The organism is Polaribacter pacificus (assembly GCF_038024035.1).
Lineage (GTDB): Bacteria > Bacteroidota > Bacteroidia > Flavobacteriales > Flavobacteriaceae > Polaribacter > Polaribacter pacificus.
In genome coordinates this window covers 869392-893825 of sequence record NZ_CP150664.1, presented here as the reverse complement: position 1 = coordinate 893825, position 24434 = coordinate 869392, and the positions used below count along the sequence as shown (strand labels likewise).

Here is a 24434-nt window from a genome sequence, read left to right as displayed (position 1 = left end):
AGTTATGTGTTGTTCTTTAGGTTCTTTGTTTTTTTGGTACAGCAGTTGCCTCTTGGTATTTGTATTCGAAAAATAATTATATATGAACTCATTAGAGAAAAGTTTATGCAGCACTTGTGCTTATCTAGAATCGTGTGCTTTGACCACAGATAAAAATTTTATTTGGTCTTGTAGTGAATATATGCACAACGAAGATTACCAACAAAGTATAAAAAATGTATCATCAACAGATTTTGATTTCATTGAAAATGAAAAAAAAGTTGAATTTAACTATTAGAAAATGACATTAGTAAAAGAATTAAAAAAGAAAGAAGAGCCAAAAAGCGGTATGTTAAATAATGTATTGCAGCAATTTAACACGGCTTCTGATTTGGTTGGATTAAACCCAAACATTAGAAAAATCTTAGGAATCACAAACAATGAATTAATTATTCACTTTCCTGTTCGTATGGACAACGGTGAAGTTGAGATTTTTAAAGGGTACAGAGTACAGCACAACAATGCATTAGGTCCGTACAAAGGGGGTTTAAGATATCATCCAACAATTGATATTGATGCCGTGAAGGCTTTGGCCATGTGGATGACCTGGAAAACTTCTTTAGCAGGCTTACCATATGGAGGAGCAAAAGGGGGTATTCAGATGGATCCAAACTTATATTCTCAGTCAGAGTTAGAGCGTATTACTAGACGTTTTACCTATGCTTTAGGTGATAATATTGGACCAGAACATGATATTCCTGCACCAGATGTGAATACAAATTCACAAACTATGGCCTGGATTGCAGACACCTATATGTCTACAAAAGCGCCATCTGAGCGTTCAAAAAATCAACATGTAGTTACAGGTAAACCTGTTGGATCAGGAGGTCTAGAAGGTAGAGATAGAGCAACTGGTTATGGAGTTTATTTAAATATAAAATTTTGGGCAGAGCACAAAAACATTCCGCTTAAAGACAAAAGATTTATCGTACAAGGTTTTGGAAATGTAGGATACTGGGCTGCACACTTTTTAGAAAAAGATGGTGCTAAATTGGTTGGTGTTCAGGATGCTTTTGGAAGTATTGTTAATCAAGAAGGGATTTCTGTAGACAGCCTATTTCAATATACAAAAATTAACGAAGGAAGCTTGGTAGGTTTTTCGAATGCAGCTGCCATAGAGAAGGATGATTTTTTTGGTGTTGATTGTGATATTTGTATACCAGCAGCATTGGGGAATCAAATTACAGCAGAAAATGCACCATTAATTAAAGCTTTTTTAGTTGCAGAAGGAGCAAATGGACCTACAACTGTAGAAGCAGAAGAAATTTTGTTAGAAAAAGGAGTGACTATTATACCTGATATTTTATGCAACTCTGGTGGAGTTATTGCTAGTTATTTTGAATGGCTTCAAAACAGAAACGGAGAGCTCTGGGAGCTTGATGAAATTATGGCAAGACTTGACAAAAAAATGAAAGAAGTATTTATTAGAGTACTTAACATGTCAGAAAACAGAAAACTAGATATGAGATCTGCGGCTTATGTAATAGCTATAGAACGAATAGAAAGAGCATATGTTCAAAGAGGTATTTTTCCATGATAAATTGAAACTATGAAGTATAAACGGTTACAAGTAGAAAAAGAAGAGTACGCTGTCTTAAAGCAGTTGTTGCATTTAGAAGGACCAGCCTTAGCGAGCTCAATGCCAAAACACCTGTACAAATTGCAGGCAGAGTTGAGAGAAGCCAATGTACTTAATGAAGCTGATATGGTTGATGATGTAGTTCGATTAAACTCATTAGTGACCATCAGTACTATGGATAATAGTTGGACAAATACCTTTAGATTGGTTTTACCTACGAAGAGCAATGCCAAAGAGAAAAAAATATCTGTACTGTTGCCCATGGGGGCAGCAGTACTTGGATATGCGAAAGGAGATCCAATACAATGGGAGTTTCCAGGAGGAATTAAAGAATTAAAGGTGGTAGATGTCGTACAACACACTACCCAAGAAAAATAGATAGATTTATGCAACCATTAGTAAATTACGAGCATGATTCTGAGATAGTCATCATACAGAAGAGAAGTTTTAAAGAGTTAGATATTTGGATTTCTGATATAAATTTCAGCATTGAAGAGTGTGATTATTTGGCTAAAATTGCTTCGAATAAACTTAAAGACAGTGCTTTGAGGGATGAGTTTTTAGATATGATACATCAAAGTATGGATTTGTTAAGCAATCTTCAAAGTTTTAGAAATGCCACAGAAAATTTGAGTGAGTGTACAGATCTTGAATGTGATTTGGTGTTTTTAAATGAACATGAAGAGATACGTCTATTGTATCTTAATCATCTTAAAAAATATAGAAGCCTAAAAAAGAAAGCCTTTACTGTGCTTTTAAAATAAACAATTTAAATGTGATACTTTTCTAAGTATCACATTTTTTAATTTAGTTTGTAAGTAATAAAGATCAAAGGCGACTATGACTTGAAACGTATATTTTAAGTCAATGAAAAAAGCAATTATTTTAGTAGTCGTATTGATGATGGTTTCTTGTAAAGAGGAAGCAAAGAAAGAAGTGAAAACAACCAATTTTCCCGCAGAAATGGAGCAAGTTTTTACTGCTCATGGAGGTTATGATGCATGGAAAGCGGCAACGTTATTGTCTTTTCATAAGGGAGATGAAGTACATACGATAGATTTACAATCGAGAAAAACACGTATTAGCGCTGCTAATTATTCGCTTGGGTTTGATGGATCGGAGGTTTGGTTGTCTCAAAAAGATAGTACAGCTTTTAAAAGCAATAAAGATTTTTACCACAATTTATACTTCTATTTTTATGCCATGCCCTTTGTCTTGTCGGATGATGGGATTCACTATGAAAAAACTGAAGATTTAGTTTTTGAAGGCAATCACTATCCTGGATATAAGATTTCTTACGGTGCTAATGTAGGATCTTCTCCAGATGATAATTATATGATTTATTACAATAAAGATACGCATCAGATGGAATGGTTGGCTTATACGGTTACCTTCAACTCTAAAGCTCCTTCAGAAAAATTTAGCATCATTCGTTACAATGATTGGCATAAAGTAGGTGATTTGTTATTGCCTAAATCAATTACTTGGTATCAACAAGACGCTAATGGAGTTCCTACCAAACCTAGAGGAGCTGCAACTGAATTTATAGAGCCAAAAATTAGCAACGAAGAAGTACAAGCTTCATTTTTTGAGAAACCTACAGCGCTGCAGTAATTTTATCATAGATAAAATCGTAGTAATTTTTAAAATTAGGCACCATAAAACTACCGTGTTTTGTGGTGTTTTTTAGTATAGCAAGATCAAACAATTGTAAATCATCAACTTCTCCAATTTGCATTGTTAACTCTGATACTTCCTTAGTTAATTTGCAGAGAAAAATATGCTTAAACTCATTGTCTAAGATCCCATTTGGATGGATAATTTCATCCTTGCGCAAACCAACCTGGACAAAATCAGTTTTAGGAACCGTCAAGCCAATCTCTTCTTTTACTTCTCTAGCAGCTGCTGATAGAATAGGTTCACCAGCACCAATATGGCCTGCAACAGAAACATCCCACAAATTTGGGAATACTTGTTTAATGGAGGCTCTTTTTTGCAATAGTACTTTTCTGTGTGTTGTATAAAACCAAGCATGAACTGTTTGATGATAATACCCTTTTTGATGTGCTTCAGATTTTAAACAAGTTTTACCTGTCAATTGTCCTTCAGGAGTAAGTATGTCTAAGAGCTCATCCAAAATAGGTTAGTCTAGAGCTGCTATTAAACAGGTGCTTAATTTTTTAAGATCTTCTTTTGTGTTAAAGAGATGGCAAGAAATTCGCAAAGAGTTTCCGCGAAAAGAAACATAGATGTTTTCTTCTGCTAGTCTTTCTTTTAAGGCAGTTTGATTTAGCCTTTCTGGTAATTCTACACCAAACAAATGCTGTGCTCTTTGTTCGCTTTCAGCTATATAGAACCCAGCTTCTTGTAGTTCTTTTACCGCATCGAGGGTAATACTAGCACAGTATTCTTGAATGGACTTTGGGGACCATGCGATGAGTTGTTTTAGCGCTGCAATTTGCATTTTTACGTAGATAAAACTAGCGTGCTCACCAACAGCATATCTATTGGCTAATGGTTTGTACTTGGATTGATAATTGGTTAGTCCGCTTAAGTTTTCACTATCCAAACGATTGGACCAATTTTCTTCTATGGGTTGTCCTTCATCAAAATAAGAACCAAAATAGGCATAGGCACAGCCATATGGACCAAACAGCCATTTGTAGCCTGCGCAAATTAATGCGTCAGGATCAATTTCTAAAACAGAAAAAGGAAGTGCGCCTACAGATTGACTTCCATCAACAATTAAGAGTGCTTTGTGTGCTTTGGTTTTTTTACGAATCGCTTTTAAATCAAAAATGGTTCCGTGTACCCAATGAATGTTTCCCAAAGCAATTAGGGCAGTTTTATCACTAATTGCATTTAAAATTGCTTCATTCCAAAGTTTTCCGAAATCTTTATTTTGTTTAGGTTTTGGTATGATGGTAATTTGAGCTTCAAATTTTTGAGCCAATTTTTCCCATACATAATAGTTGCTAGGGAACTGTTCTTCTATCAACAGAATTTCATCTCCTTTTTTGAGTTTAATATTATTTGCTACAGTGGCCATCCCGTATGAAACAGAAGGAATAGGGGCAATTCTATTAAGATCTGGAGCTTGGATAAGATTTGCAAAAAGTTGTTTTAGTTCTTTTACAGGATCAAAATAAGCTAAACTTGGAATTAAAAAGGGTTGGCTTTTTTCTTTTACGGCATCTAAACCAGCCTTTTCTACCGTCTTAAAAGACGGAGAAAGGCTAGCGATGTTTAAATAGGATACCTCAGAAGGAATCTCAAATTGACTTCTTTGTTCTTGTAGTTTCATTTTATTTAAAATAAGAAAACGTTTCCCCTTCTTCTATTTTTAATAAAGATTCATAAATCATTTTTATCACGTTTTCAACATCTTCTCTATGAACCATTTCTACTGTGGTGTGCATATAACGCAAAGGCAAAGAAATTAACGCAGATGCAACACCTCCATTGCTGTATGCAAATGCATCTGTATCTGTACCTGTAGCTCTAGATAAGGCAGAGCGTTGGAACGGAATTTTATTGCTTTCTGCTGTATCGGTAATAAGATCTCTAAGTTTTTGCTGAACAGCAGGTGCAAAAGCAATTACTGGACCTTTGCCCATTTCTATATGACCTTCTTTCTTTTTGTCAATCATTGGTGTGGTGGTGTCATGGGTTACATCAGTAACAATCGCCACATTAGGCTGAATGCGATGCGTAATCATCTCAGCACCTCTAAGACCAATTTCTTCTTGAACAGAGTTGGTAACGTATAAACCAAAAGGCAGTTTCTTTTTGTTTTCATGTAATAATCTTGCAACTTCTGCAATCATAAAACCACCCATTCTATTGTCTAATGCTCTACAAACAAATTTATCGCCATTTAAAATATGAAATTCATCTGGATAGGTAATAACACAACCAACATGTACTCCAAGCTTTTCTACTTCTTCTTTTGTCGTACAACCACAATCGATAAAAATGTTTTCTGGTGTTGGAGCTTCTTCTTTTCCTTTTAAGCGCGTGTGGATTGCTGGCCAACCAAAGACCCCTTTTACGATTCCTTTTTTGGTATGGATATTAACCACCTTACTCGGTGCAATTTGATGGTCAGACCCACCGTTTCTAATTACGTAAATTAGACCGTTATCAGAGATGTAATTAACATACCAAGAAATCTCATCAGCATGTCCTTCGATCACAACTTTATAAGGAGCATCTGGATTGATAACTCCTACAGCAGTTCCGTAAGTATCAGTAATAAACTCATCAACATAAGGTTCTAGATACTTCATCCAAATTTTTTGACCTTCCCATTCATAACCCGTAGGGGCTGCATTGTTCAAATAACTTTCTAAAAAATTAAGTGACTTTTTATTTAATATTGATTTTTTTGACATCTGTTTCTTTTTTTGTAAAAATAATCGTTTTCTTTTTTTTAAAAGAATACTTTGATGCTAATTTTTTCTTTTTGTAACAAAAGTCCTTATATTGATACCAATAAATTAATCAACACAAACTTTAAACCAACCTATCATGAAACTTCGTATACAAAACCTTACCAAGACCTATAAAAATGGGGTAAAGGCCATAGACAATTTAAGTATTGAAATAGGCACTGGAATGTTTGGACTTTTAGGGCCAAATGGAGCCGGAAAGTCATCGTTAATGAGGACTATAGCTACTTTGCAAAGTCCAGATTCTGGAAGCATTCATTTTGGTGATATCAATGTCTTAGAAGACCCGATGTCATTAAGGAAGTTGTTGGGGTATTTGCCACAGTCTTTTGGGGTTTATCCAAAGATGTCTGCAGAAGATTTGTTGGATTATTTTGCCACTTTAAAAGGAGTGAGTTTAAAATCGGATCGGGTAAAATTAGTGAAAGAAGTTTTGGAGATTACAAATTTATATGAAGTCCGAAAAAAACATGTTGCAGGTTACTCTGGAGGGATGAAACAACGTTTTGGGATCGCGCAATTGCTGCTAAATAATCCCAAACTAATTATTGTTGATGAGCCGACAGCGGGATTGGATCCTGCAGAGCGGCACCGTTTTTTAAATGTGCTCCGCGAAGTAGGTACCAATTGTACCGTTATTTTCTCTACACATATTGTAGAAGATGTTAAAGAGCTGTGTAATGAGATGGCTATTTTAAACGGTGGAAAAATACTAAAGCATACCACACCCCAGGATGCTGCTAAAGAAATTGAAGGGAGTATTTGGACCAGAAGCATCGATAGAGATGATCTAGAAGCAATGGAAAAGCAGTACAATGTACTGTCGTCTAATTACAATCAAGATAATAGTTTAAATATTCGAGTGTATGCTGAGCAGCAACCTTCTGAAGATTTTGTTTTGGCCAAGCCACAGTTGGATGATGTCTATTTTATCGCTTTAAAACAAGATGAGTTTGTCGCTGTTTCTTAAATGCGCAACAGTACTTTATCTTTTCACCTTTAAACAATTATTATGTTTTTTACGATATACAAACAAGAGTTAAACTATTGGTTTAAAAGACCAGCCTTTTATATTTATGCGGTAATATTTTTCTTACTAGCTTTATTTATTGCCGCATCTACCGCAGGTGTTTTTGATTCATTTACCACAACTACAAGTTCATCGTCTATTGTCAACTCACCTATTGGGATAAACAATTTGTTTAATTCTTTGACGGTACTTATTTTCTTTTTGTTTCCTTCTATTATTGGAGTGTCTGTTTATAGAGATTATAAAAGTGAGATGCATTCTATCTTGTATTCCTATCCATTTACAAAGACTGATTATTTGTTTGCTAAATTTTTAAGCGCCATTACGGTGGTTCTTGTAATTGTATTCATAATTGGGTTGGGTATGTTTCTCGGGTTTCGATTTCCTGGGACAAATGCAGACTTGGTCTCTCCATTTGCTTTTTCTGCCTATGCACATGCGTACATTATATATATTATACCTAATGTTTTGTTGTATGGAGCTATTGTCTTTGGAGTTGTCACTTTTACCAGAAATATAGCAGCAGGATTTATTACAGTCATTTTATTAATGCTTGTTCAAGGAATCGTAGAAGGTGTGCTTTCTGATCCAGATAATCGTTTTGTTGCTGCTTTATTAGATCCTTTTGGTGCTGCTGCTTCAAATTACTATACTCGCTATTGGACAGTTGCAGAACAAAACGAACTCTTTTTGCCTTTTAAGGGAGTAATTATATACAACAGGCTTTTGTGGATGGGTATTTCTATACTGATTTTTGGTTTGGTGTATCGTTATTTTTCATTTAGTCAGAATGCTTTTAGTTTTTCTTTTAGAAAGAAATCCGCAGAACGCTCTACAAAATCAAATTTTGGAGGGATCACAAGAATTAAGTTGCCTACAGTTAAGTTTGATTATTCTCCTAAGCAGCATCTAAAAACAATGTGGAGGTTGTCTAATTTGGATTTTAAATACATTATTACAAGTTGGCCATTTATCAGCATCGTTTTGGTAGGCTTTATTTTTATTGTTTTAACAGCAAGTGTGATTGGCGAAGTTTTTGGAACCAATACCTATCCGGTAACCTGGCAAATGTTGCTAGTGCCCGGAAATAGTTTTGCTTTGTTTATTAATATTCTTACCTTTTTATATGCAGGGATGCTTATTCATAGAGCAGGGATTGCTAGAGCCAATCATTTAATAGATGTCACCCCCATTCCAAATTGGACGCTTTTAGGGTCTAAGTTTATCGCCTTGTTAAAAATGCAGATGGTTTTGTTGTTGGTAATTATGATAGGAGGGATGTCTGTACAGATTTACAAAGGCTATTACAATTTTGAGATTGGTCATTACCTTTATGAGCTTTATGTCTTAAACTTTATCAGTTTTGTCGTTTGGGCCCTGTTATCGCTTTTTATTCAAACCTTAATGAAGAATCCTTATTTAGGTTTGTTTGTTTTGCTGGTTATTTCTATTGCCATCCCTTTTTTAAGTATGATCGGTATAGAGCAAGCAGTTTTTAAATTTAATCAAGCTCCTGGCTTTTCATATTCTGACATGAACGGTTATGGTATTTCGTTTAATAGCTATATGATTCATAAAGTATATTGGTTGCTCTGTGGTTTGATGCTGTTGATTTTTGCAAACTTGTTTTGGGTTCGTGGTATTCCAAATTCTTTTAAAGAACGAATTAAACTGGCAAATCAAAGATTTAAAGGTCGATTGGTATTCACTCTTTTTGTGTTTCTGATTGGTTTTTTGGCATTGGGATTCACCATTTATAAAGAGAACAACATAGACAACAAAAGTTTTACTTCTAAAGAGCGAGAACAACAACGTGTTGATTGGGAGAAGAAGTATAAGAAGTATGAGGATTATGCACAACCTAGAATTGTAGCCGTCAAAGCAACAATGGATATCTATCCAAAGCAGCTAAATTTTGAGGCGAGCGCAAGGTATACGATGGTCAATAAAACTCAGGAGAAGATTGATACCGTATTTGTAAATCACAATGGATATCCTTCTACCTTTACTTTTAACAAAGAAGTTGATCTGGTCTTAGAAGATTCGATAATGCATTTTGATATGTATAAACTTAAAACAAGTCTGCTTCCTGGTGAAATCTTAGAACTTGTGACCACAGTTAAAAACAAGCCAAATTCGTTTCTGAGAACTAACTCTCCTGTAATTGAGAATGGTACTTTTATTAATAATTTTAGTCTTTTTCCTACCCTTGGGTATAGTGATTCAAATGAGTTAACAGATAATGAGGCAAGAAAAAAATACAAGCTACCTGAAAATTCGTTAAAACCAAAACCATCTGATTCAACAGCCTTGGGCAACACTTATATTTCTAAGGATTCAGATTGGATAGATTTTGAGGCGACTGTTAGTACCTCTAAAGATCAAGTTGCAATTGCCCCAGGGTATCTGCAAAAAGAATGGACAGATGGAGATAGAAGATACTTTCATTATAAAATGGATAGTAAAATTCTTAATTTTTATGCCTTTAACTCTGCCCGCTACGAAGTGGTTAAAGATCAATGGAAGGATGTGAGTTTAGAAATCTACTATCGAAAAGGTCATGAATTTAACTTAGAGCGCATGATTAAAGGTATGAAAGCTTCTCTGGCTTACAATTCTGAGAACTTTAGTCCTTATCAACACAAGCAGCTGCGGATTATTGAATTTCCAAGAGGAGGTTTTGCTCAATCTTTCCCTAACACCATTCCTTATGCCGAAGACGCTGGTTTTATTGCTGATGTAGATGACTCGGATGAAGGCGGAGTAGATTATCCTTTTGCTATTACGGTTCATGAGGTTGCGCATCAATGGTGGGCACATCAAGTAATAGGAGCAGATGTCTTGGGTTCAACCATGCTTTCTGAAAGCTTGTCAGAATATGTTGCTTTAAAGGTTTTAGAGCATCAACATGGAAAAGAAAAGATGCGAAAATTCTTGAAAAAATCATTAGATGACTATTTAACGCAACGAACTTTTGAAGTTAAAAGAGAAAATGCTCTAATGTATAATGATGGACAAGGTTATATTCGTTACCAAAAAGGATCCTTGGTGTTTTATGCCTTGAGTGATTATATAGGAGAAGCTACTTTAAATGCTGCTTTAAAAACCTATGTAGAGAAAGTTAAGTTTCAGGAACCTCCATATACAACTTCCATAGATTTGGTCAATCATATTAAAGCAGTCACACCAGATTCTTTGCGCTATATTATTAAAGACATGTTTGAAACCATTACTTTGTATAAAAATAGTGTGACCAATGTCACTTCTACAGCCTTGCCAAATGGCAAATATCAGGTTGATATAGAATTCCTGGTAAGTAAATATAGAAACAACGATCAAGGAAGACGCTATTATGGAGAGCAAGTAGGGGATACCTTAACCTACACTTCTAAGAATTTAAAGAGACCTGTACTATCTGTTCCTTTAGCTGATTATATTGATATCGGAATCTTTACAGAAGAAGAAGTAGATGGCGCAAAGAAAGAAGTGGTTTTATACCTAAAAAAGCATAAGATTACAAACATTCACAATACCTTAACGATTATCGTAGATAAAAAGCCAACTGAAGTAGGTGTAGATCCTTATAATAAGTTGATCGATACATCCTCACAAGATAACAGAAGAAAGCTCTAAGTGTACATTACTTAGTAAGCCTCACTATTTGTGAGGCTTTTTTATGTTTGATTCTGTTCTGATAGACTTTGGTGCTCTTTTTGCAGCATTCAAATTTAAAGTATATTTACACCCTCAAAAAACAAGACCATTTTGAAAGGATTAGTGACTTTATTATTATTGTTGTGCAGCTGCACTTTTTTCGCACAGAAAAAAGACAGTATTCCTTTGTCTAAGCAATACCTTGTTATAACTGATACAACCACTATTAAATTAAAAGAGGTAGTGCTATTGTCCAAACGAAAATTTGAAGCGCAAGAAGATGTACATTATTATTACTGGTTTCGAAAAAAAGTTTTTAAAGCATATCCGTATGCAATCTTAGCAGTAAAAAGAATGGATACGCTCTCTGGACGATTGGCAAAAATAGAAAGTAATAGAGATAAGAAGAGGTATACCAAAATTATTCAACGATATTTAGAAGGAGAATTTACGGATCAGTTAAAAAAAATGACCAAAACTGAAGGGCGAATCTTAATAAAGTTAATTTATCGGCAGACTGGTTTAACTGTTTTTGATCAAATACGTGAGTTCCGAAGTGGTTGGAACGCCTTTTGGTATAATACCACAGCCAATCTTTTTAGCCTTTCTTTAAAAACAGAATATGACCCAGAACACGAAAATGAAGATTTTTTAATTGAAGAAATCTTACAAAGAGCATTCACAGATGAGCTTCTGGTAGAGCAAAAACCCCGCATTACCTTTGATTTTAATAAAATTTACCAAGAAAGGGATGGGAAAATTGACGTGGAAACCTATAAGCTGATGTTTGCTAAAGCTAAGAAAAAGCAGGAAAGGCGTTCAAATTAGCTTTTGTTTTGTTTGGTTTAAAAAAAAGTTTTGAGTGTAAGTTGTTTTGGATTAGGCATTTAAATAGTTGTGTAAAAAAAAGGTTAAGAAAAAGGTTGTGGGATTGAAAATGGGGTGTATATTTGCAGCCGCTAAGGGCTAAAAAATGGTTTAGTTTAGGTGATGTTCATTGAGGATTAGGTATTGATTTGATTAGGAAAAAAGATTAAAAAAAAGTTTTATTTTTTTTGTTATTTAATTAAAAAAGTTAGTATCTTTGCCGTCCGTTATTACGGGGCAGTTCACAGAAAAATATCGGGATAAATTTTTTTTAAAAAACTTTCAAAAAAGTTTTTGTAGTTCAAAAAGAGTTTATACATTTGCACCCGCTTTGAGACACAAGCGAAGTTCAGGAATTTTTGGAAGGGTTTTTAAGGAGTAAAAATCGGTTAGTTCGAGTCTAACAATTCTACAAATGATTAGTTAAAAAGGCAGAGTTTAAAAGCTGTGTTGGCTTGATTAAGAAGTTCATTGAAAATATTGAAATTGACAGCGTAAAACAAAGAGTAAGATTACATGGTTTTCGAACCATAATTCTTTTGAAACGAAATCATCCAAATTATTAAAAATATACGATGAAGAGTTTGATCCTGGCTCAGGATGAACGCTAGCGGCAGGCTTAACACATGCAAGTCGAGGGGTAACAGGGAAAAGCTTGCTTTTCCGCTGACGACCGGCGCACGGGTGCGTAACGCGTATAGAACCTACCTTATACTGAGGAATAGCCTTTAGAAATGAAGATTAATGCCTCATATTATTAGTTTATGGCATCATAGATTAATGAAAGATTTATTGGTATAAGATGGCTATGCGTCCTATTAGTTAGTTGGTGAGGTAACGGCTCACCAAGACAGCGATAGGTAGGGGTCCTGAGAGGGAGATCCCCCACACTGGTACTGAGACACGGACCAGACTCCTACGGGAGGCAGCAGTGAGGAATATTGGGCAATGGAGGCAACTCTGACCCAGCCATGCCGCGTGCAGGAAGACGGCCCTATGGGTTGTAAACTGCTTTTATACAGGAAGAAACCGTCCCTCGTGAGGGACCTTGACGGTACTGTAAGAATAAGCACCGGCTAACTCCGTGCCAGCAGCCGCGGTAATACGGAGGGTGCAAGCGTTATCCGGAATCATTGGGTTTAAAGGGTCCGCAGGCGGTCAATTAAGTCAGAGGTGAAATCCCATAGCTTAACTATGGAACTGCCTTTGATACTGGTTGACTTGAGTTATACGGAAGTAGATAGAATGTGTAGTGTAGCGGTGAAATGCATAGATATTACACAGAATACCGATTGCGAAGGCAGTCTACTACGTATATACTGACGCTCATGGACGAAAGCGTGGGGAGCGAACGGGATTAGATACCCCGGTAGTCCACGCCGTAAACGATGGACACTAGTTGTTGGGATTTATCTCAGTGACTAAGCGAAAGTGATAAGTGTCCCACCTGGGGAGTACGGTCGCAAGATTGAAACTCAAAGGAATTGACGGGGGCCCGCACAAGCGGTGGAGCATGTGGTTTAATTCGATGATACGCGAGGAACCTTACCAGGGCTTAAATGTGGTCTGACAGCTTTAGAGATAGAGTTTTCTTCGGACAGATCACAAGGTGCTGCATGGTTGTCGTCAGCTCGTGCCGTGAGGTGTCAGGTTAAGTCCTATAACGAGCGCAACCCCTATCGTTAGTTGCTAGCAGGTCATGCTGAGGACTCTAACGAGACTGCCGGTGCAAACCGTGAGGAAGGTGGGGATGACGTCAAATCATCACGGCCCTTACGTCCTGGGCTACACACGTGCTACAATGGTATGGACAATGAGCAGCCACTATGCAAATAGGAGCGAATCTATAAACCATATCACAGTTCGGATCGGAGTCTGCAACTCGACTCCGTGAAGCTGGAATCGCTAGTAATCGGATATCAGCCATGATCCGGTGAATACGTTCCCGGGCCTTGTACACACCGCCCGTCAAGCCATGGAAGCTGGGGGTACCTGAAGTCGGTCACCGTAAGGAGCCGCCTAGGGTAAAACTGGTAACTAGGGCTAAGTCGTAACAAGGTAGCCGTACCGGAAGGTGCGGCTGGAACACCTCCTTTCTAGAGAAAAGATGGTGAGTTACAAAAGAAGTATTTTACTCTTTGCTGTTAATTTTAAAAAACAATATATTAAAGCTATTATAGTCTCGTAGCTCAGCTGGTTAGAGCGCTACACTGATAATGTAGAGGTCGGCAGTTCGAGTCTGCCCGAGACTACAAAAAGTTTGATATATACAGGAAATTCTAGGACTGAGAATTCTAACTCACATTAAGAATTCTAATTATTTAGGATTTAGAAATGGGGGATTAGCTCAGCTGGCTAGAGCGCCTGCCTTGCACGCAGGAGGTCATCGGTTCGACTCCGATATTCTCCACAAAAGTCGGAAGACTTAAAAGTTCATTGACATATTGGTATAATGATATCGTAAGAATCAAATAGATAGAGAAGGTTTAGACTTTAAATAGTCTAAGCGAAAAATTTATAAAAATAATAAAAGAGCTCGTTGTAGAAGTAATTCTACAGCAAAAAGTACAATAAGCTAAATAAGGGCGTATGGCGGATGCCTAGGCTCTCAGAGACGATGAAGGACGCGATAAGCTGCGAAAAGCTACGGGGAGGGGCACATACCTTATAATCCGTAGATATCCGAATGGGGCAACCCGGCATGCTGAAGGCATGTCACCTAGCAATAGGGGTAAACCCGGTGAACTGAAACATCTAAGTAACCGGAGGAAGAGAAAACAATAGTGATTCCGTTAGTAGTGGCGAGCGAACGCGGATTAGCCCAAACCAAAGTTGTTACGGCAATTTTGGGGTTGTAGGACCACGATATTCGATGCTAAGTGAATTAGAACTGTTTGGAAAGACAGACCAAAGAGGGTGATAGTCCCGTATAAGTAAGCGAAGTTATTGATAGTGGTATCCTGAGTAGTGCGGGACACGAGTAATCCTGTATGAATCCACCGGGACCATCCGGTAAGGCTAAATACTCCTGAGAGACCGATAGTGAACTAGTACCGTGAGGGAAAGGTGAAAAGAACCCTAAGTAAGGGAGTGAAAGAGATCCTGAAACCGTACGCCTACAAGCGGTCGGAGCACATTTACTGTGTGACGGCGTGCCTTTTGCATAATGAGCCTACGAGTTACTGTTTCTAGCAAGGTTAAGTGATTAAGTCATGGAGCCGGAGCGAAAGCGAGTCTGAATAGGGCGCATAGTTAGTAGTAGTAGACGCGAAACCGAGTGATCTACCCATGGGCAGGTTGAAGCTGTGGTAACACATAGTGGAGGACCGAACCAGTTGACGTTGAAAAGTCTTTGGATGACCTGTGGGTAGGGGTGAAAGGCCAATCAAACTCGGAAATAGCTCGTACTCCCCGAAATGCATTTAGGTGCAGCGTTGTGGTAAAGTTTTATAGAGGTAGAGCTACTGATTGGATGCGGGGGCTTCACCGCCTACCAATTCCTGACAAACTCCGAATGCTATAAAATATACACAGCAGTGAGGGCATGGGTGCTAAGGTCCATGTCCGAGAGGGAAAGAACCCAGACCATCAGCTAAGGTCCCCAAATATATGTTAAGTTGAACTAACGAGGTGAAACTGCTTAGACAGCTAGGATGTTGGCTTGGAAGCAGCCATTCATTTAAAGAGTGCGTAACAGCTCACTAGTCGAGCGGTTTTGCATGGATAATAATCGGGCATAAACATATTACCGAAGCTATGGATTTGTATTATATACAAGTGGTAGGGGAGCATTGTAATCTGCGCAGAAGGTGTACTGTAAGGTATGCTGGAGTGATTACAAAAGAAAATGTAGGCATAAGTAACGATAATGCGGGCGAGAAACCCGCACACCGAAAGACTAAGGTTTCCTCAGCGATGCTAATCAGCTGAGGGTTAGTCGGGTCCTAAGGCGAATCCGAAGGGAGTAGTCGATGGATAACAGGTTAATATTCCTGTACTTCTTATAATTGCGATGGGGTGACGGAGTATTGAAAGCACCGCGTACTGACGGAATAGTACGTTGAAGGATTTAGGTATAGGACCAGATTAAGAGTTAGGTTTTGCTGAAGTCTGATAGTACCACGCGTCTTCGGACAAGTGGATAGTGTGCCTAAAAGCTTCCAAGAAAAACCTCTAAGCTTCAGATTATAAGAACCCGTACCGTAAACCGACACAGGTAGTTGGGATGAGAATTCTAAGGTGCTCGAGAGATTCATGGCTAAGGAACTAGGCAAAATAGACCCGTAACTTCGGGAGAAGGGTCGCCCCACTCCGGTGGGGCCGCAGTGAAAAGGTCCAGGCGACTGTTTATCAAAAACACAGGGCTTTGCTAAATTGAAAGATGATGTATAAGGCCTGACACCTGCCCGGTGCTGGAAGGTTAAGTGGAGGGTTTAGCTTCGGCGAAGATCTGAAATGAAGCCCCAGTAAACGGCGGCCGTAACTATAACGGTCCTAAGGTAGCGAAATTCCTTGTCGGGTAAGTTCCGACCTGCACGAATGGTGCAACGATCTGGACACTGTCTCAGCCATGAGCTCGGTGAAATTGTAGTATCGGTGAAGATGCCGATTACCCGCAGCGGGACGAAAAGACCCCGTGAACCTTTACTATAGCTTAGTATTGACTTTGGATAAGTAATGTGTAGGATAGGTGGGAGACTATGAAGTGGCGTCGCTAGGCGTTGTGGAGTCGTCCTTGAAATACCACCCTTTGCTTGTCTAGAGCCTAACTCAGAAATGAGGACAGTGCTTGGTGGGTAGTTTGACTGGGGTGGTCGCCTCCAAAAGAGTAACGGAGGCTTCTAAAGGTACCCTCAGTACGCTTGGTAACCGTACGTAGAGTGCAATGGCATAAGGGTGCTTGACTGAGAGACATACAGGTCGATCAGGTTGGAAACAAGAGCATAGTGATCCGGTGGTTCCGCATGGAAGGGCCATCGCTCAAAGGATAAAAGGTACTCCGGGGATAACAGGCTGATCTCCCCCAAGAGCTCACATCGACGGGGGGGTTTGGCACCTCGATGTCGGCTCGTCACATCCTGGGGCTGGAGAAGGTCCCAAGGGTTGGGCTGTTCGCCCATTAAAGTGGCACGCGAGCTGGGTTCAGAACGTCGTGAGACAGTTCGGTCTCTATCTGCTGTGGGCGTTAGAAATTTGCGTGGATCTGACTCTAGTACGAGAGGACCGAGTTGGACGAACCTCTAGTGTACCAGTTGTTCCGCCAGGAGCACTGCTGGGTAGCTACGTTCGGAAGGGATAAGCGCTGAAAGCATATAAGCGCGAAACCCACCACAAGATGAGATTTCTTTAAAGGGTCGTTGGAGATTACAACGTTGATAGGATACAGGTGTAAAGGCAGTAATGTCATAGCCGAGTATTACTAATAACCCATAGGCTTATGTACAGTCCCCGACTTTCGGGTCGGGGCGACACTCTTTTTTATGCTGAACTTGTTCAGTAACTAGATGACTAAAACGATATTATTAGACCAATATGTTAATTTTTACAGTTAGCAATAACTGAAGTGAAATTTCGGAGCAATCCGATAAAGACTTAAGGTGATTATAGCGATGGGGCTCACCTCTTCCCTTCCCGAACAGAGAAGTTAAGCCCATTTGCGCCGATGGTACTGCCACTAGGTGGGAGAGTAGGTCGTTGCCTTTCTTTAATCCTCAATCTATTTTTAGATTGAGGATTTTTTTTGCTCTTTTTTTAAAAATACAGTTCATTATTTTACGTTATAAGCTATAATTATTATTTCTTTGTGATTCAGATATGAGCAAACAGGTTTACTATATTTTCTTTTTTATTTCCTTTCTATGCTTTGAGTCAATTTCTGCTCAAGTTGGAGGTGAAAAAGTCTATCAATTTTTAAATATTTCTACTTCAGCTAGACAAACTGCTCTTGGAGGGAAAGCACTAACCTTATTTGATGACGTTAACCAACCTTTGTGGAATCCTTCTACCATTAATGATCGCATGGATCGTTTGTTAGGAGTCAATTATACCAGCTATTTAAATGGTATTCAAATTGGATCGGTAACTTATGCTACCCAACTTTCTAGAAATTTAGGAACATTTCACACTAGTGTACAATATCTTAACTATGGGAGTCTGATAGCTGCGGATGAAAATGGAAATGAAACGGGTACTTTTAATGCAAGTGATATCGCTATTTCTGCTGGATATGCTCTAAGTTTACCTTGGAGAGATTTCTATGCAGGAGCCAATATTAAACTAATAAGCTCATCAATAGGAACCTATAATTCATTTGGTGTTGCTGCTGACCTTGCTATTAGTTATTACAATCCCTATAATCCATTAGCTTTGAGTTTTGTAATTAGAAATTTAGGAAGTCAATTGACTACGTATTCTGGAGTTAATGAACAGTTACCTCTTGAAATTATGTTAGGGGGTTCTTATCAGTTAGAGAATGTTCCACTTAAATGGTTTGTTACCCTAGATAATTTGCAACAATGGGATGTTTCTGTTAGTAATCCTTCTAACCAGACCTCAGATATTGATGGGAATATTACAGAAGAAAATATCAATTTTTTTAACAATGCTATTCGCCACTTTGTTATAGGAGCAGAACTATTCTCTGATCGTGCAATCAATATTCGTTTGGGATATAATTTTAGAAGAGCTAAAGAATTGCAACTTCAAAACATACGTGCTTTTGGAGGGATTTCTTTTGGTTTGGGGATTAAAATGAATAGGTTTGCATTTAATTATGCATTTTCTAAAGTTCATGCAGCTTCGAATGTTAGCACCTTTAGTTTGCAAATTAACTTAGACAGCAATTAAATGAATAAAAAAATTACGATAGCCATTGATGGCTTTTCATCTACAGGTAAAAGCACCATAGCCAAGCAATTAGCTAAAGAATTGTCTTATATATACGTTGATACAGGTGCCATGTATAGAGCGGTTGCTCTGTATGCAAAAAACCATCAATTTATAGGGTCTGATTTTATCCGTAAAGATGATTTAATACAAGCCTTAGACGCAATTCAATTATCTTTTCGATTTAACGAAAATTTGGGTTTTGCAGAAATGTATTTAAACAATGTAAATGTAGAAAAAGAAATACGAAACTTAGAAATATCAAATCTGGTAAGTACCGTAGCAACCATTTCTAAAGTGCGTCAAAAATTGGTTGCTGCACAACAAGAAATGGGAAAAAACAAAGGCATCGTGATGGACGGAAGAGATATTGGTACGGTTGTCTTTCCGGATGCTGAACTTAAATTGTTTATGACTGCTTCTGCAAGTACGAGAGCAAAAAGACGCTATGATGAATTAATCGCTAAAGGAGAGAATGTTACCTATGATTCTATCTTAAAAAATGTAACTGAGCGGGATGCCATGGATACTTCGAGAGAAGATTCACCTTTGGTAAAAGCAAAAGATGCTATAGAGATCGATAATTCTCATCTAACAAAAGAACAACAATTTGAGCAGGTTTTAAAACTGGCAAAGGATACTATAAACTCATAAAAAAAGCGACCTACTGGTCGCTTTTTTTATGGTATGTCTAAATACTTATGGGTTTGTAATGATATTTTCCATTTAGGATTTTTCATTACATAATCTACAATCAAGGGAGTCATTTTATCTCTTTTACTCCACTCTGGTTGTAGGTATAATTTACAGTCAGTTGAAACTAATTTGGCTTGCTGTTCTGCAAATTCAAAATCACTATTATTATGGATTATCATTTTAAGCTCATCTGCTTCTGGATATACTTCTGCTAATGGAAGTTTTGTTTTTTTAGGTGATAGGCAAAACCAATCCCAAACACCAGAAAACGAATAGGCACCAGAGGTTTCTATATGCGTTTTTATCTGATTTTTTTGCAGTTGATTTGTAATATAATCCAAACTCCACATCAAGGGTTCTCCACCAGTAATTACGACAGTATTAGCATAGGCTTTTGCATGTGCCACAATTGTATCTGTGGCAGTGGGAGGGTGTAGTTTTGCATTCCAACTTTCTTTAACATCACACCAATGACATCCAACATCACAACCACCAATTCTAATAAAATAGGCTGCTGTACCAGTATGAGCTCCTTCTCCTTGTATGGTGTAAAATTCCTCCATCAAAGGAAGCATTTCACCTTTATCAATTAAATCTTGTACTTCTTTTTTCATCAGTGGGCAAAGATACAGATTCTATATCGATATTTTTAAAGATCTCATTGATAAAACATGGAGTATTAGTTTCTAATAATCAGCTTACTAGCTAAATTTAACGCAATTTTAGAATTTTAAAACAACTAAAATATTTTATATGATTTAAACTTTGACTATTTTTAAACCCTTAAACAAAAGAAAAGTCCATCTTATCCGTTATTATACTGATACTTAAATTATATAAAATGATTAAAAATATTTTTAGACTGTTTTTTTTAGTAGTATTTTCTATCACATTCATTCAATGTGGCGATGGTGGTAAATTTTCAATTGCCAAGGGAAAAGTTGGACAATTAAACACCAAAACTAAAATTTTAGAATTAGAAAATATATTTAAAAACGATTCAATCGTTAAAAATTTAAGTGAAGGCTCATTAGGTGATGATTATTTTCAGGATGATGATGAATATTTGATTTATGAAAAAGGAGGGAAGCATTTACTTACAATTATTCCTAAAGAACAATTAGATTCTACATCAACAATAAAAAGTGTTCAAATTTTTGACAAGCGTTATAAAACAAAAACAGACTTGTCTTTAACTTCTACTTTTGAAGAAATAAACTTATCAAATAACATTTCTAAAGTAGAGACAACTTTAAGTTCTGCAACCTTGTTTATTGATGAATTAAACGTTACAATTTCTTTAGACAAAGAAGAGTTAGGTTTAAAAAGTTTTACAACCCAAAAGGTAACCCTTGAACAAATTCCTGGTTTGGCAAAAATTAAGACCTTTATCGTTTGGTTTAATTAAACCTATCTAAAATGTCAAAAAAATACACCATTCAAAAATCTCCTTTTGTGGTTCCTACTACAGATGGTAAATTAATTGAAGAACATTTTGGCAAGGCTACAGATTTAAATTCAGCAATAAGTATTGCTCATATGGTTGCTCCACCTAATTGGAGTGAGCCTTATCAAACACCTCATTTTGATGAGTATACCTATATAATTAAAGGTAAAAAACAGTTTATGATTGACGGTGATCGAGTAGTTTTAGAAGCTGGTCAATCTATTAAAATAGAAAAAAACACCCGAGTTCAATATGCAAACCCTTTTGCAGAACCTTGTGAGTATCTAGCAATTTGCCTGCCTGCATTTTCTATTGATTTAGCTCATAGAGAAGACTAGTAACTAGGCTCTTTTCTTGGCTGCAATCAATGTATTCTTAAGTAACATTGCGATGGTCATTGGTCCAACTCCACCTGGTACAGGAGTTATATGACTAGCTTTTTTTGCAACGGATTCAAAATGTACATCACCTGCCAAACGATACCCGTTTTTCTTAGTATCATCGGCTATTCGAGTAATCCCAACGTCAATCACCGTTACGTTATCTTTTACCATGTCTGCGGTTAAAAACTCAGGAATCCCCAAAGCTGCAATTACAATATCAGCTTGTAGTGTTATTTCTTTTAAGTTTTTTGTTCTACTGTGAGTGATAGTCACTGTAGCATTCCCTGCAGGTCTTTTTTGAGACATTAAAATACTCATTGGGCTACCAACAATATGACTTCTACCAATCACAACAACGTGTTTTCCGCTGGTCTCAACTTTATAACGTTCTAAAAGTTCTAAGATACCAAAAGGAGTTGCAGGCAAAAATGTCGGTAAATTTAAAGTCATTTTACCTACATTCATCGGATGAAATCCATCCACATCTTTGTCTGGGTCTATAGCTAATAAAACCTTTTGTTCATCAATGTGTTTAGGGAGTGGTAATTGAACGATAAATCCATCAATTTCAGCATTATTATTTAATTTATTGATTTCTTCTAATAGACTTTCCTCAGAGATTGTTTCTTCTAAACTGACTAATGTAGACTCAAATCCAGCCTTTGCACAGGCCTTTACTTTTGCGTTTACATAGGTTAAACTAGCTCCGTTACTTCCAACTAAAATAGCTGCTAGATGTGGTGCTCTAACACCTGATTTGCAGAGTTCTTGAACTTCGATTGCAATTTCTTCTTTCAGTTGATTTGAAGTGGCTTTCCCGTCTAAAATTATCATAAGTTATGCTGTGTTATCTATCTTAAAAAAAGAGATAAACATTGTTTATCTCTTTGTATTTATTTCATGTTTTTCATCATTTGCATCATCTTCTTTCCGCCGCCGCCTTGCATCATTTTCATCATTTTGCTCATTTGGTTAAACTGCTTCATTAGCTGATTAACTTCTTGAACTGATGTTCCCGATCCTTTAGCAATGCGTTTTTTTCTACTTGCATTAATAGAACTAGGAGTACTTCTCTCTAGGGGTGTCATAGAGTGGATGATGGCTTCAATACCTTTAAAAGCATCGTCATCGATATCTACATCCTTTAGTGCTTTACCTGCTCCAGGAATCATTCCCATCAGGTCTTTCATGTTCCCCATTTTTTTGATTTGATGAATTTGACTTAAAAAATCATCAAAACCAAATTGGTTTTTAGCTATCTTCTTTTGAAGCTTTCTAGCTTCTTCCTCATCGTATTGTTCTTGAGCGCGTTCTACTAAAGAGACCACATCACCCATTCCTAAAATACGATCAGCCATACGATCTGGATAGAAAATATCGATGGCTTCCATTTTTTCACCAGTACCAATAAACTTGATAGGTTTATCTACAACAGACTTAATAGTTAATGCTGCTCCACCTCGTGTATCTCCGTCTAATTTTGTAAGAATAACTCCATCAAAATTTAAAACATCGTTAAAGGCTTTTGCTGTATTTACAGCATCTTGACCTGTCATAGAGTCTACAACAAATAAAGTTTCTTGAGGATTTACTGCTTTGTGAATGTTCGAGATTTCGGACATCATTTCCTCATCAACAGCCAAACGTCCAGCGGTATCAATAATCACCACATTCTTTCCAGTTGCTTTAGCGTGTTTAATAGCATTCTGAGAAATCTCAACAGGGTTTTGATTTCCAATTTCTGCATATACTTCTACACCAATCTGCTCTCCAACTACTTGCAGTTGATTGATAGCAGCAGGTCTGTACACATCACAACCAACTAATAAAACTTGCTTGCTTTTTTTGCTGGTTAAGTAATTGGCTAGTTTTCCAGAAAAAGTAGTTTTACCAGAACCTTGTAAACCTGACATTAAGATAACTGTTGGTGAACCACCTAAGTTGATCCCTACAGATTCACCTCCCATTAACTCAGTCAATTCATCTTTGACAAGTTTTACCATTAACTGTCCAGGATTTAAGGACGTTAAAACATTCTGACCAAGGGCCTTTGTTTGAACATTTTTAGTAAAATCTTTTGCTATTTTAAAGTTTACATCGGCATCAAGTAATGCTCTTCGAACTTCTTTTAAAGTTTCTGCAACGTTAACCTCTGTTATGCTTCCGTGACCTTTAAGGGTGTGTAAGGCTTTATCTAATTTATCGCTTAAATTATTAAACATGTGTTTTGTCTTCTTTTTTTGGAAGCACAAATATAAGAAAATAGCATGATTTTTAGAATGAAAAAGTAGGCTTATTTAGATTTTCTAAACAAGCTTATAAAGAAGTTAATTAAATGGATAAAAGTTGCAAGGAGAAAAATGAGAAAAGCCATAAAAAAGATAAAGTTTGGACTTCCAAAGACAGCTGTTGTAGACTCATTTTGAGTCTCGTCTCCAGCTAACCAAGTCCAATGATTTCTTGAGATAAGCAAAATTAGTGCAGTACACTGTAGCAGTATATGTGCTCTCGTTAACCCTTTTATAAGCGGCTTATTTGCCCAATGAACAGAATAATAATTAAACCCAATTAAGGTAAAGAATAGGGCCGAAAAAAAATAGATATACTTTAAAGGAGCTTCTATAAAACCACCATAATATTCAAACTCTATTAAATCTTTAAAAAAGACAAAAGCTAAAACAATACAGACAGGCACTAAACCAAAAAAGAAACGATGTGGTTGGCTAATTAATTTTTTCACGAATATTTATTTTTTAATATTTGGGTATGATGTTCTGTATGATGTGCTGTCCACATAATAATTTCTCTTACTGGCATTCTACCCATTAATGGATGTGGGATTAGCAAACGATCCAAATCTTTGTCTTTCCATTTTAGGGTTGTTTTTTGGAGTTTGTTCTTTTGTAATTGAAGAATTCTAACTAATTTCTCTTTTTCCTGAGCAGATGGCATGCTTAATTTGCTGTTAAACTGTTTAGCACGATCTTTATTAGCCGCTAATTTTTCTTTGTAACGCAGCACAATTTCATCATAGTCTCTAAGAGGTCTATTTGCTATTCCAAATTTGTATTTCAATATAAACTTAGGGTAACTTAAAGCTTTATTTAATAAAGTAAGAGACTCTGAGAGATGTAAAACATGCTGGCCAAAAGTCCATTTTTCTGAGGGGCCATCATTCCATTCCTTATCAGAGCATTGCGCTATATGTTCAAATAAATGTACGTGTTTCTCTTCTAAAATTGCAACAATTTGATCTTTATTCATTTAGGTGATTTTTTGAAGGAAAGATACAAAATTAAATGATTTGACAGTTCACTACAAGAAAACTGCAGTTCACTACATTCATTTTTTTTAAAAAGAAATGAGCTAGTACATTTACTGTATAATTTTAAAAACAATAAAA

19 protein-coding genes, 2 tRNA genes and 3 rRNA genes are annotated in these 24434 nt (G+C 36.9%); 16 read left to right on the top strand and 8 right to left on the bottom strand.

Going from position 1 to position 24434, the window contains the following annotated elements:
- Positions 1-280 precede the first annotated feature (280 nt).
- The 4 genes from WHC90_RS04085 (at position 281) to WHC90_RS04070 (ending at position 3232) form a co-directional block, all read left to right on the top strand.
- Positions 281-1576 (top strand): Glu/Leu/Phe/Val family dehydrogenase, encoded by a 1296-nt coding sequence (locus WHC90_RS04085; protein WP_188597227.1) that lies wholly within the window; start codon positions 281-283, stop codon positions 1574-1576.
- Positions 1577-1588: 12 nt separating this feature from the next.
- Positions 1589-1996, top strand: a complete 408-nt coding sequence (locus WHC90_RS04080) for a GreA/GreB family elongation factor (RefSeq protein WP_188597226.1) — start codon at positions 1589-1591, stop codon at positions 1994-1996.
- 8 nt (positions 1997-2004) lie between these two features.
- Positions 2005-2382, top strand: a complete 378-nt coding sequence (locus tag WHC90_RS04075) for a hypothetical protein (RefSeq protein WP_188597225.1) — start codon at positions 2005-2007, stop codon at positions 2380-2382.
- A gap of 103 nt (positions 2383-2485) precedes the next feature.
- Positions 2486-3232, top strand: coding sequence for a DUF6503 family protein (locus tag WHC90_RS04070; RefSeq protein WP_188597224.1), 747 nt, complete (start codon positions 2486-2488; stop codon positions 3230-3232).
- Here the strand turns inward: WHC90_RS04070 and WHC90_RS04065 are convergent.
- The 3 genes from WHC90_RS04065 to WHC90_RS04055 are packed head-to-tail and all read right to left on the bottom strand — an operon-like array spanning position 3216 to position 6012.
- Positions 3216-3755, bottom strand: coding sequence for an NUDIX hydrolase (locus WHC90_RS04065; RefSeq protein WP_188597223.1), 540 nt, complete (start codon positions 3753-3755; stop codon positions 3216-3218). The genes WHC90_RS04070 and WHC90_RS04065 overlap by 17 nt on opposite strands.
- 6 nt (positions 3756-3761) lie before the next feature.
- Positions 3762-4922: an aminotransferase class V-fold PLP-dependent enzyme gene (locus WHC90_RS04060; RefSeq protein ID WP_188597222.1), complete on the bottom strand. Its 1161-nt coding sequence runs from the start codon at positions 4920-4922 to the stop codon at positions 3762-3764.
- A 1-nt stretch (position 4923) separates the two neighbouring features.
- Positions 4924-6012: a M42 family metallopeptidase gene (locus tag WHC90_RS04055; RefSeq protein WP_188597221.1), complete on the bottom strand. Its 1089-nt coding sequence runs from the start codon at positions 6010-6012 to the stop codon at positions 4924-4926.
- Positions 6013-6148: 136 nt separating this feature from the next.
- Between WHC90_RS04055 and WHC90_RS04050 the strand changes: the two genes are divergently transcribed.
- The 10 genes from WHC90_RS04050 (at position 6149) to cmk (ending at position 19159) form a co-directional block, all read left to right on the top strand.
- A complete protein-coding gene (locus tag WHC90_RS04050) occupies positions 6149-7039 on the top strand; it encodes an ABC transporter ATP-binding protein (protein ID WP_188597220.1) in 891 nt (296 codons plus the stop codon).
- 42 nt (positions 7040-7081) lie between these two features.
- Positions 7082-10732, top strand: a complete 3651-nt coding sequence (locus WHC90_RS04045; RefSeq protein ID WP_188597219.1) for an ABC transporter permease/M1 family aminopeptidase — start codon at positions 7082-7084, stop codon at positions 10730-10732.
- 132 nt (positions 10733-10864) lie between these two features.
- Entirely contained in the window at positions 10865-11581 is a 717-nt protein-coding gene (locus WHC90_RS04040; protein WP_188597218.1) for a DUF4294 domain-containing protein, read from the top strand.
- A 611-nt stretch (positions 11582-12192) separates the two neighbouring features.
- Positions 12193-13716: ribosomal RNA gene (locus tag WHC90_RS04035) — 16S ribosomal RNA — on the top strand.
- Between the two features lie 82 nt (positions 13717-13798).
- A tRNA-Ile gene (locus WHC90_RS04030) sits at positions 13799-13872 on the top strand.
- Between the two features lie 84 nt (positions 13873-13956).
- Positions 13957-14030, top strand: a tRNA-Ala gene (locus WHC90_RS04025).
- Between the two features lie 158 nt (positions 14031-14188).
- A 23S ribosomal RNA gene (locus tag WHC90_RS04020) occupies positions 14189-17063 on the top strand.
- Between the two features lie 150 nt (positions 17064-17213).
- A 5S ribosomal RNA gene (gene rrf / locus WHC90_RS04015) occupies positions 17214-17323 on the top strand.
- The 16S, 23S and 5S rRNA genes sit together here with 2 tRNA genes alongside, the layout of an rRNA operon.
- Positions 17324-17434: 111 nt before the next feature.
- Positions 17435-18466, top strand: coding sequence for a type IX secretion system protein PorQ (porQ, locus tag WHC90_RS04010; RefSeq protein WP_188599287.1), 1032 nt, complete (start codon positions 17435-17437; stop codon positions 18464-18466).
- Complete coding sequence (gene cmk, locus WHC90_RS04005) at positions 18467-19159, top strand: (d)CMP kinase (RefSeq protein WP_188599288.1); 693 nt, start codon at positions 18467-18469, stop codon at positions 19157-19159. It abuts the gene before it with no gap.
- A gap of 26 nt (positions 19160-19185) precedes the next feature.
- Here the strand turns inward: cmk and WHC90_RS04000 are convergent, their stop codons facing one another.
- Positions 19186-19815, bottom strand: coding sequence for a 7-carboxy-7-deazaguanine synthase QueE (locus WHC90_RS04000; RefSeq protein WP_188599289.1), 630 nt, complete (start codon positions 19813-19815; stop codon positions 19186-19188).
- 227 nt (positions 19816-20042) lie between these two features.
- Here WHC90_RS04000 and WHC90_RS03995 point away from each other — a divergent pair, with 227 nt between their 5' ends.
- Positions 20043-20609 carry a hypothetical protein gene (locus WHC90_RS03995; RefSeq protein ID WP_188599290.1) on the top strand — a complete coding sequence of 189 codons (567 nt, stop codon included), beginning with the start codon at positions 20043-20045 and terminating at the stop codon, positions 20607-20609.
- Positions 20610-20620: 11 nt separating this feature from the next.
- The gene (locus WHC90_RS03990) at positions 20621-20986 is read left to right on the top strand and encodes a cupin domain-containing protein (RefSeq protein ID WP_188599291.1); all 366 of its coding nucleotides are present in this window, start codon (positions 20621-20623) and stop codon (positions 20984-20986) included.
- 3 nt (positions 20987-20989) lie between these two features.
- Here WHC90_RS03990 and WHC90_RS03985 read toward each other — a convergent pair whose 3' ends face one another.
- The 4 genes from WHC90_RS03985 to WHC90_RS03970 all read right to left on the bottom strand — a co-directional run bounded on the left by WHC90_RS03985 (position 20990) and on the right by WHC90_RS03970 (position 24295).
- Positions 20990-21865, bottom strand: a complete 876-nt coding sequence (locus tag WHC90_RS03985; RefSeq protein WP_188599292.1) for a bifunctional 5,10-methylenetetrahydrofolate dehydrogenase/5,10-methenyltetrahydrofolate cyclohydrolase — start codon at positions 21863-21865, stop codon at positions 20990-20992.
- 59 nt (positions 21866-21924) lie between these two features.
- Positions 21925-23253, bottom strand: a complete 1329-nt coding sequence (gene ffh, locus WHC90_RS03980; RefSeq protein ID WP_188599293.1) for a signal recognition particle protein — start codon at positions 23251-23253, stop codon at positions 21925-21927.
- Positions 23254-23324: 71 nt separating this feature from the next.
- A complete protein-coding gene (locus WHC90_RS03975; protein ID WP_188599294.1) occupies positions 23325-23771 on the bottom strand; it encodes a hypothetical protein in 447 nt (148 codons plus the stop codon).
- Positions 23768-24295 (bottom strand): DinB family protein, encoded by a 528-nt coding sequence (locus WHC90_RS03970; RefSeq protein ID WP_188599295.1) that lies wholly within the window; start codon positions 24293-24295, stop codon positions 23768-23770. The genes WHC90_RS03975 and WHC90_RS03970 overlap by 4 nt, the downstream gene beginning before the upstream one ends.
- Positions 24296-24434: the final 139 nt, after the last annotated feature.

What these genes read in the sequence shown, in the direction of transcription:
- porQ (WP_188599287.1), top strand. Translation starts at nt 17,435, where the DNA reads ATGAGCAAACAGGTTTACTATATTTTCTTTTTTATTTCCTTTCTATGC.
- WHC90_RS04055 (WP_188597221.1), bottom strand. Translation starts at nt 6,012, where the DNA reads ATGTCAAAAAAATCAATATTAAATAAAAAGTCACTTAATTTTTTAGAA.
- WHC90_RS03985 (WP_188599292.1), bottom strand. Translation starts at nt 21,865, where the DNA reads ATGATAATTTTAGACGGGAAAGCCACTTCAAATCAACTGAAAGAAGAA.
- WHC90_RS04000 (WP_188599289.1), bottom strand. Translation starts at nt 19,815, where the DNA reads ATGAAAAAAGAAGTACAAGATTTAATTGATAAAGGTGAAATGCTTCCT.
- WHC90_RS04045 (WP_188597219.1), top strand. Translation starts at nt 7,082, where the DNA reads ATGTTTTTTACGATATACAAACAAGAGTTAAACTATTGGTTTAAAAGA.
- WHC90_RS04050 (WP_188597220.1), top strand. Translation starts at nt 6,149, where the DNA reads ATGAAACTTCGTATACAAAACCTTACCAAGACCTATAAAAATGGGGTA.
- WHC90_RS04085 (WP_188597227.1), top strand. Translation starts at nt 281, where the DNA reads ATGACATTAGTAAAAGAATTAAAAAAGAAAGAAGAGCCAAAAAGCGGT.
- ffh (WP_188599293.1), bottom strand. Translation starts at nt 23,253, where the DNA reads ATGTTTAATAATTTAAGCGATAAATTAGATAAAGCCTTACACACCCTT.
- WHC90_RS03970 (WP_188599295.1), bottom strand. Translation starts at nt 24,295, where the DNA reads ATGAATAAAGATCAAATTGTTGCAATTTTAGAAGAGAAACACGTACAT.
- WHC90_RS04060 (WP_188597222.1), bottom strand. Translation starts at nt 4,922, where the DNA reads ATGAAACTACAAGAACAAAGAAGTCAATTTGAGATTCCTTCTGAGGTA.
- WHC90_RS04075 (WP_188597225.1), top strand. Translation starts at nt 2,005, where the DNA reads ATGCAACCATTAGTAAATTACGAGCATGATTCTGAGATAGTCATCATA.
- WHC90_RS03995 (WP_188599290.1), top strand. Translation starts at nt 20,043, where the DNA reads ATGATTAAAAATATTTTTAGACTGTTTTTTTTAGTAGTATTTTCTATC.
- WHC90_RS04080 (WP_188597226.1), top strand. Translation starts at nt 1,589, where the DNA reads ATGAAGTATAAACGGTTACAAGTAGAAAAAGAAGAGTACGCTGTCTTA.
- cmk (WP_188599288.1), top strand. Translation starts at nt 18,467, where the DNA reads ATGAATAAAAAAATTACGATAGCCATTGATGGCTTTTCATCTACAGGT.
- WHC90_RS03990 (WP_188599291.1), top strand. Translation starts at nt 20,621, where the DNA reads ATGTCAAAAAAATACACCATTCAAAAATCTCCTTTTGTGGTTCCTACT.
- WHC90_RS04070 (WP_188597224.1), top strand. Translation starts at nt 2,486, where the DNA reads ATGAAAAAAGCAATTATTTTAGTAGTCGTATTGATGATGGTTTCTTGT.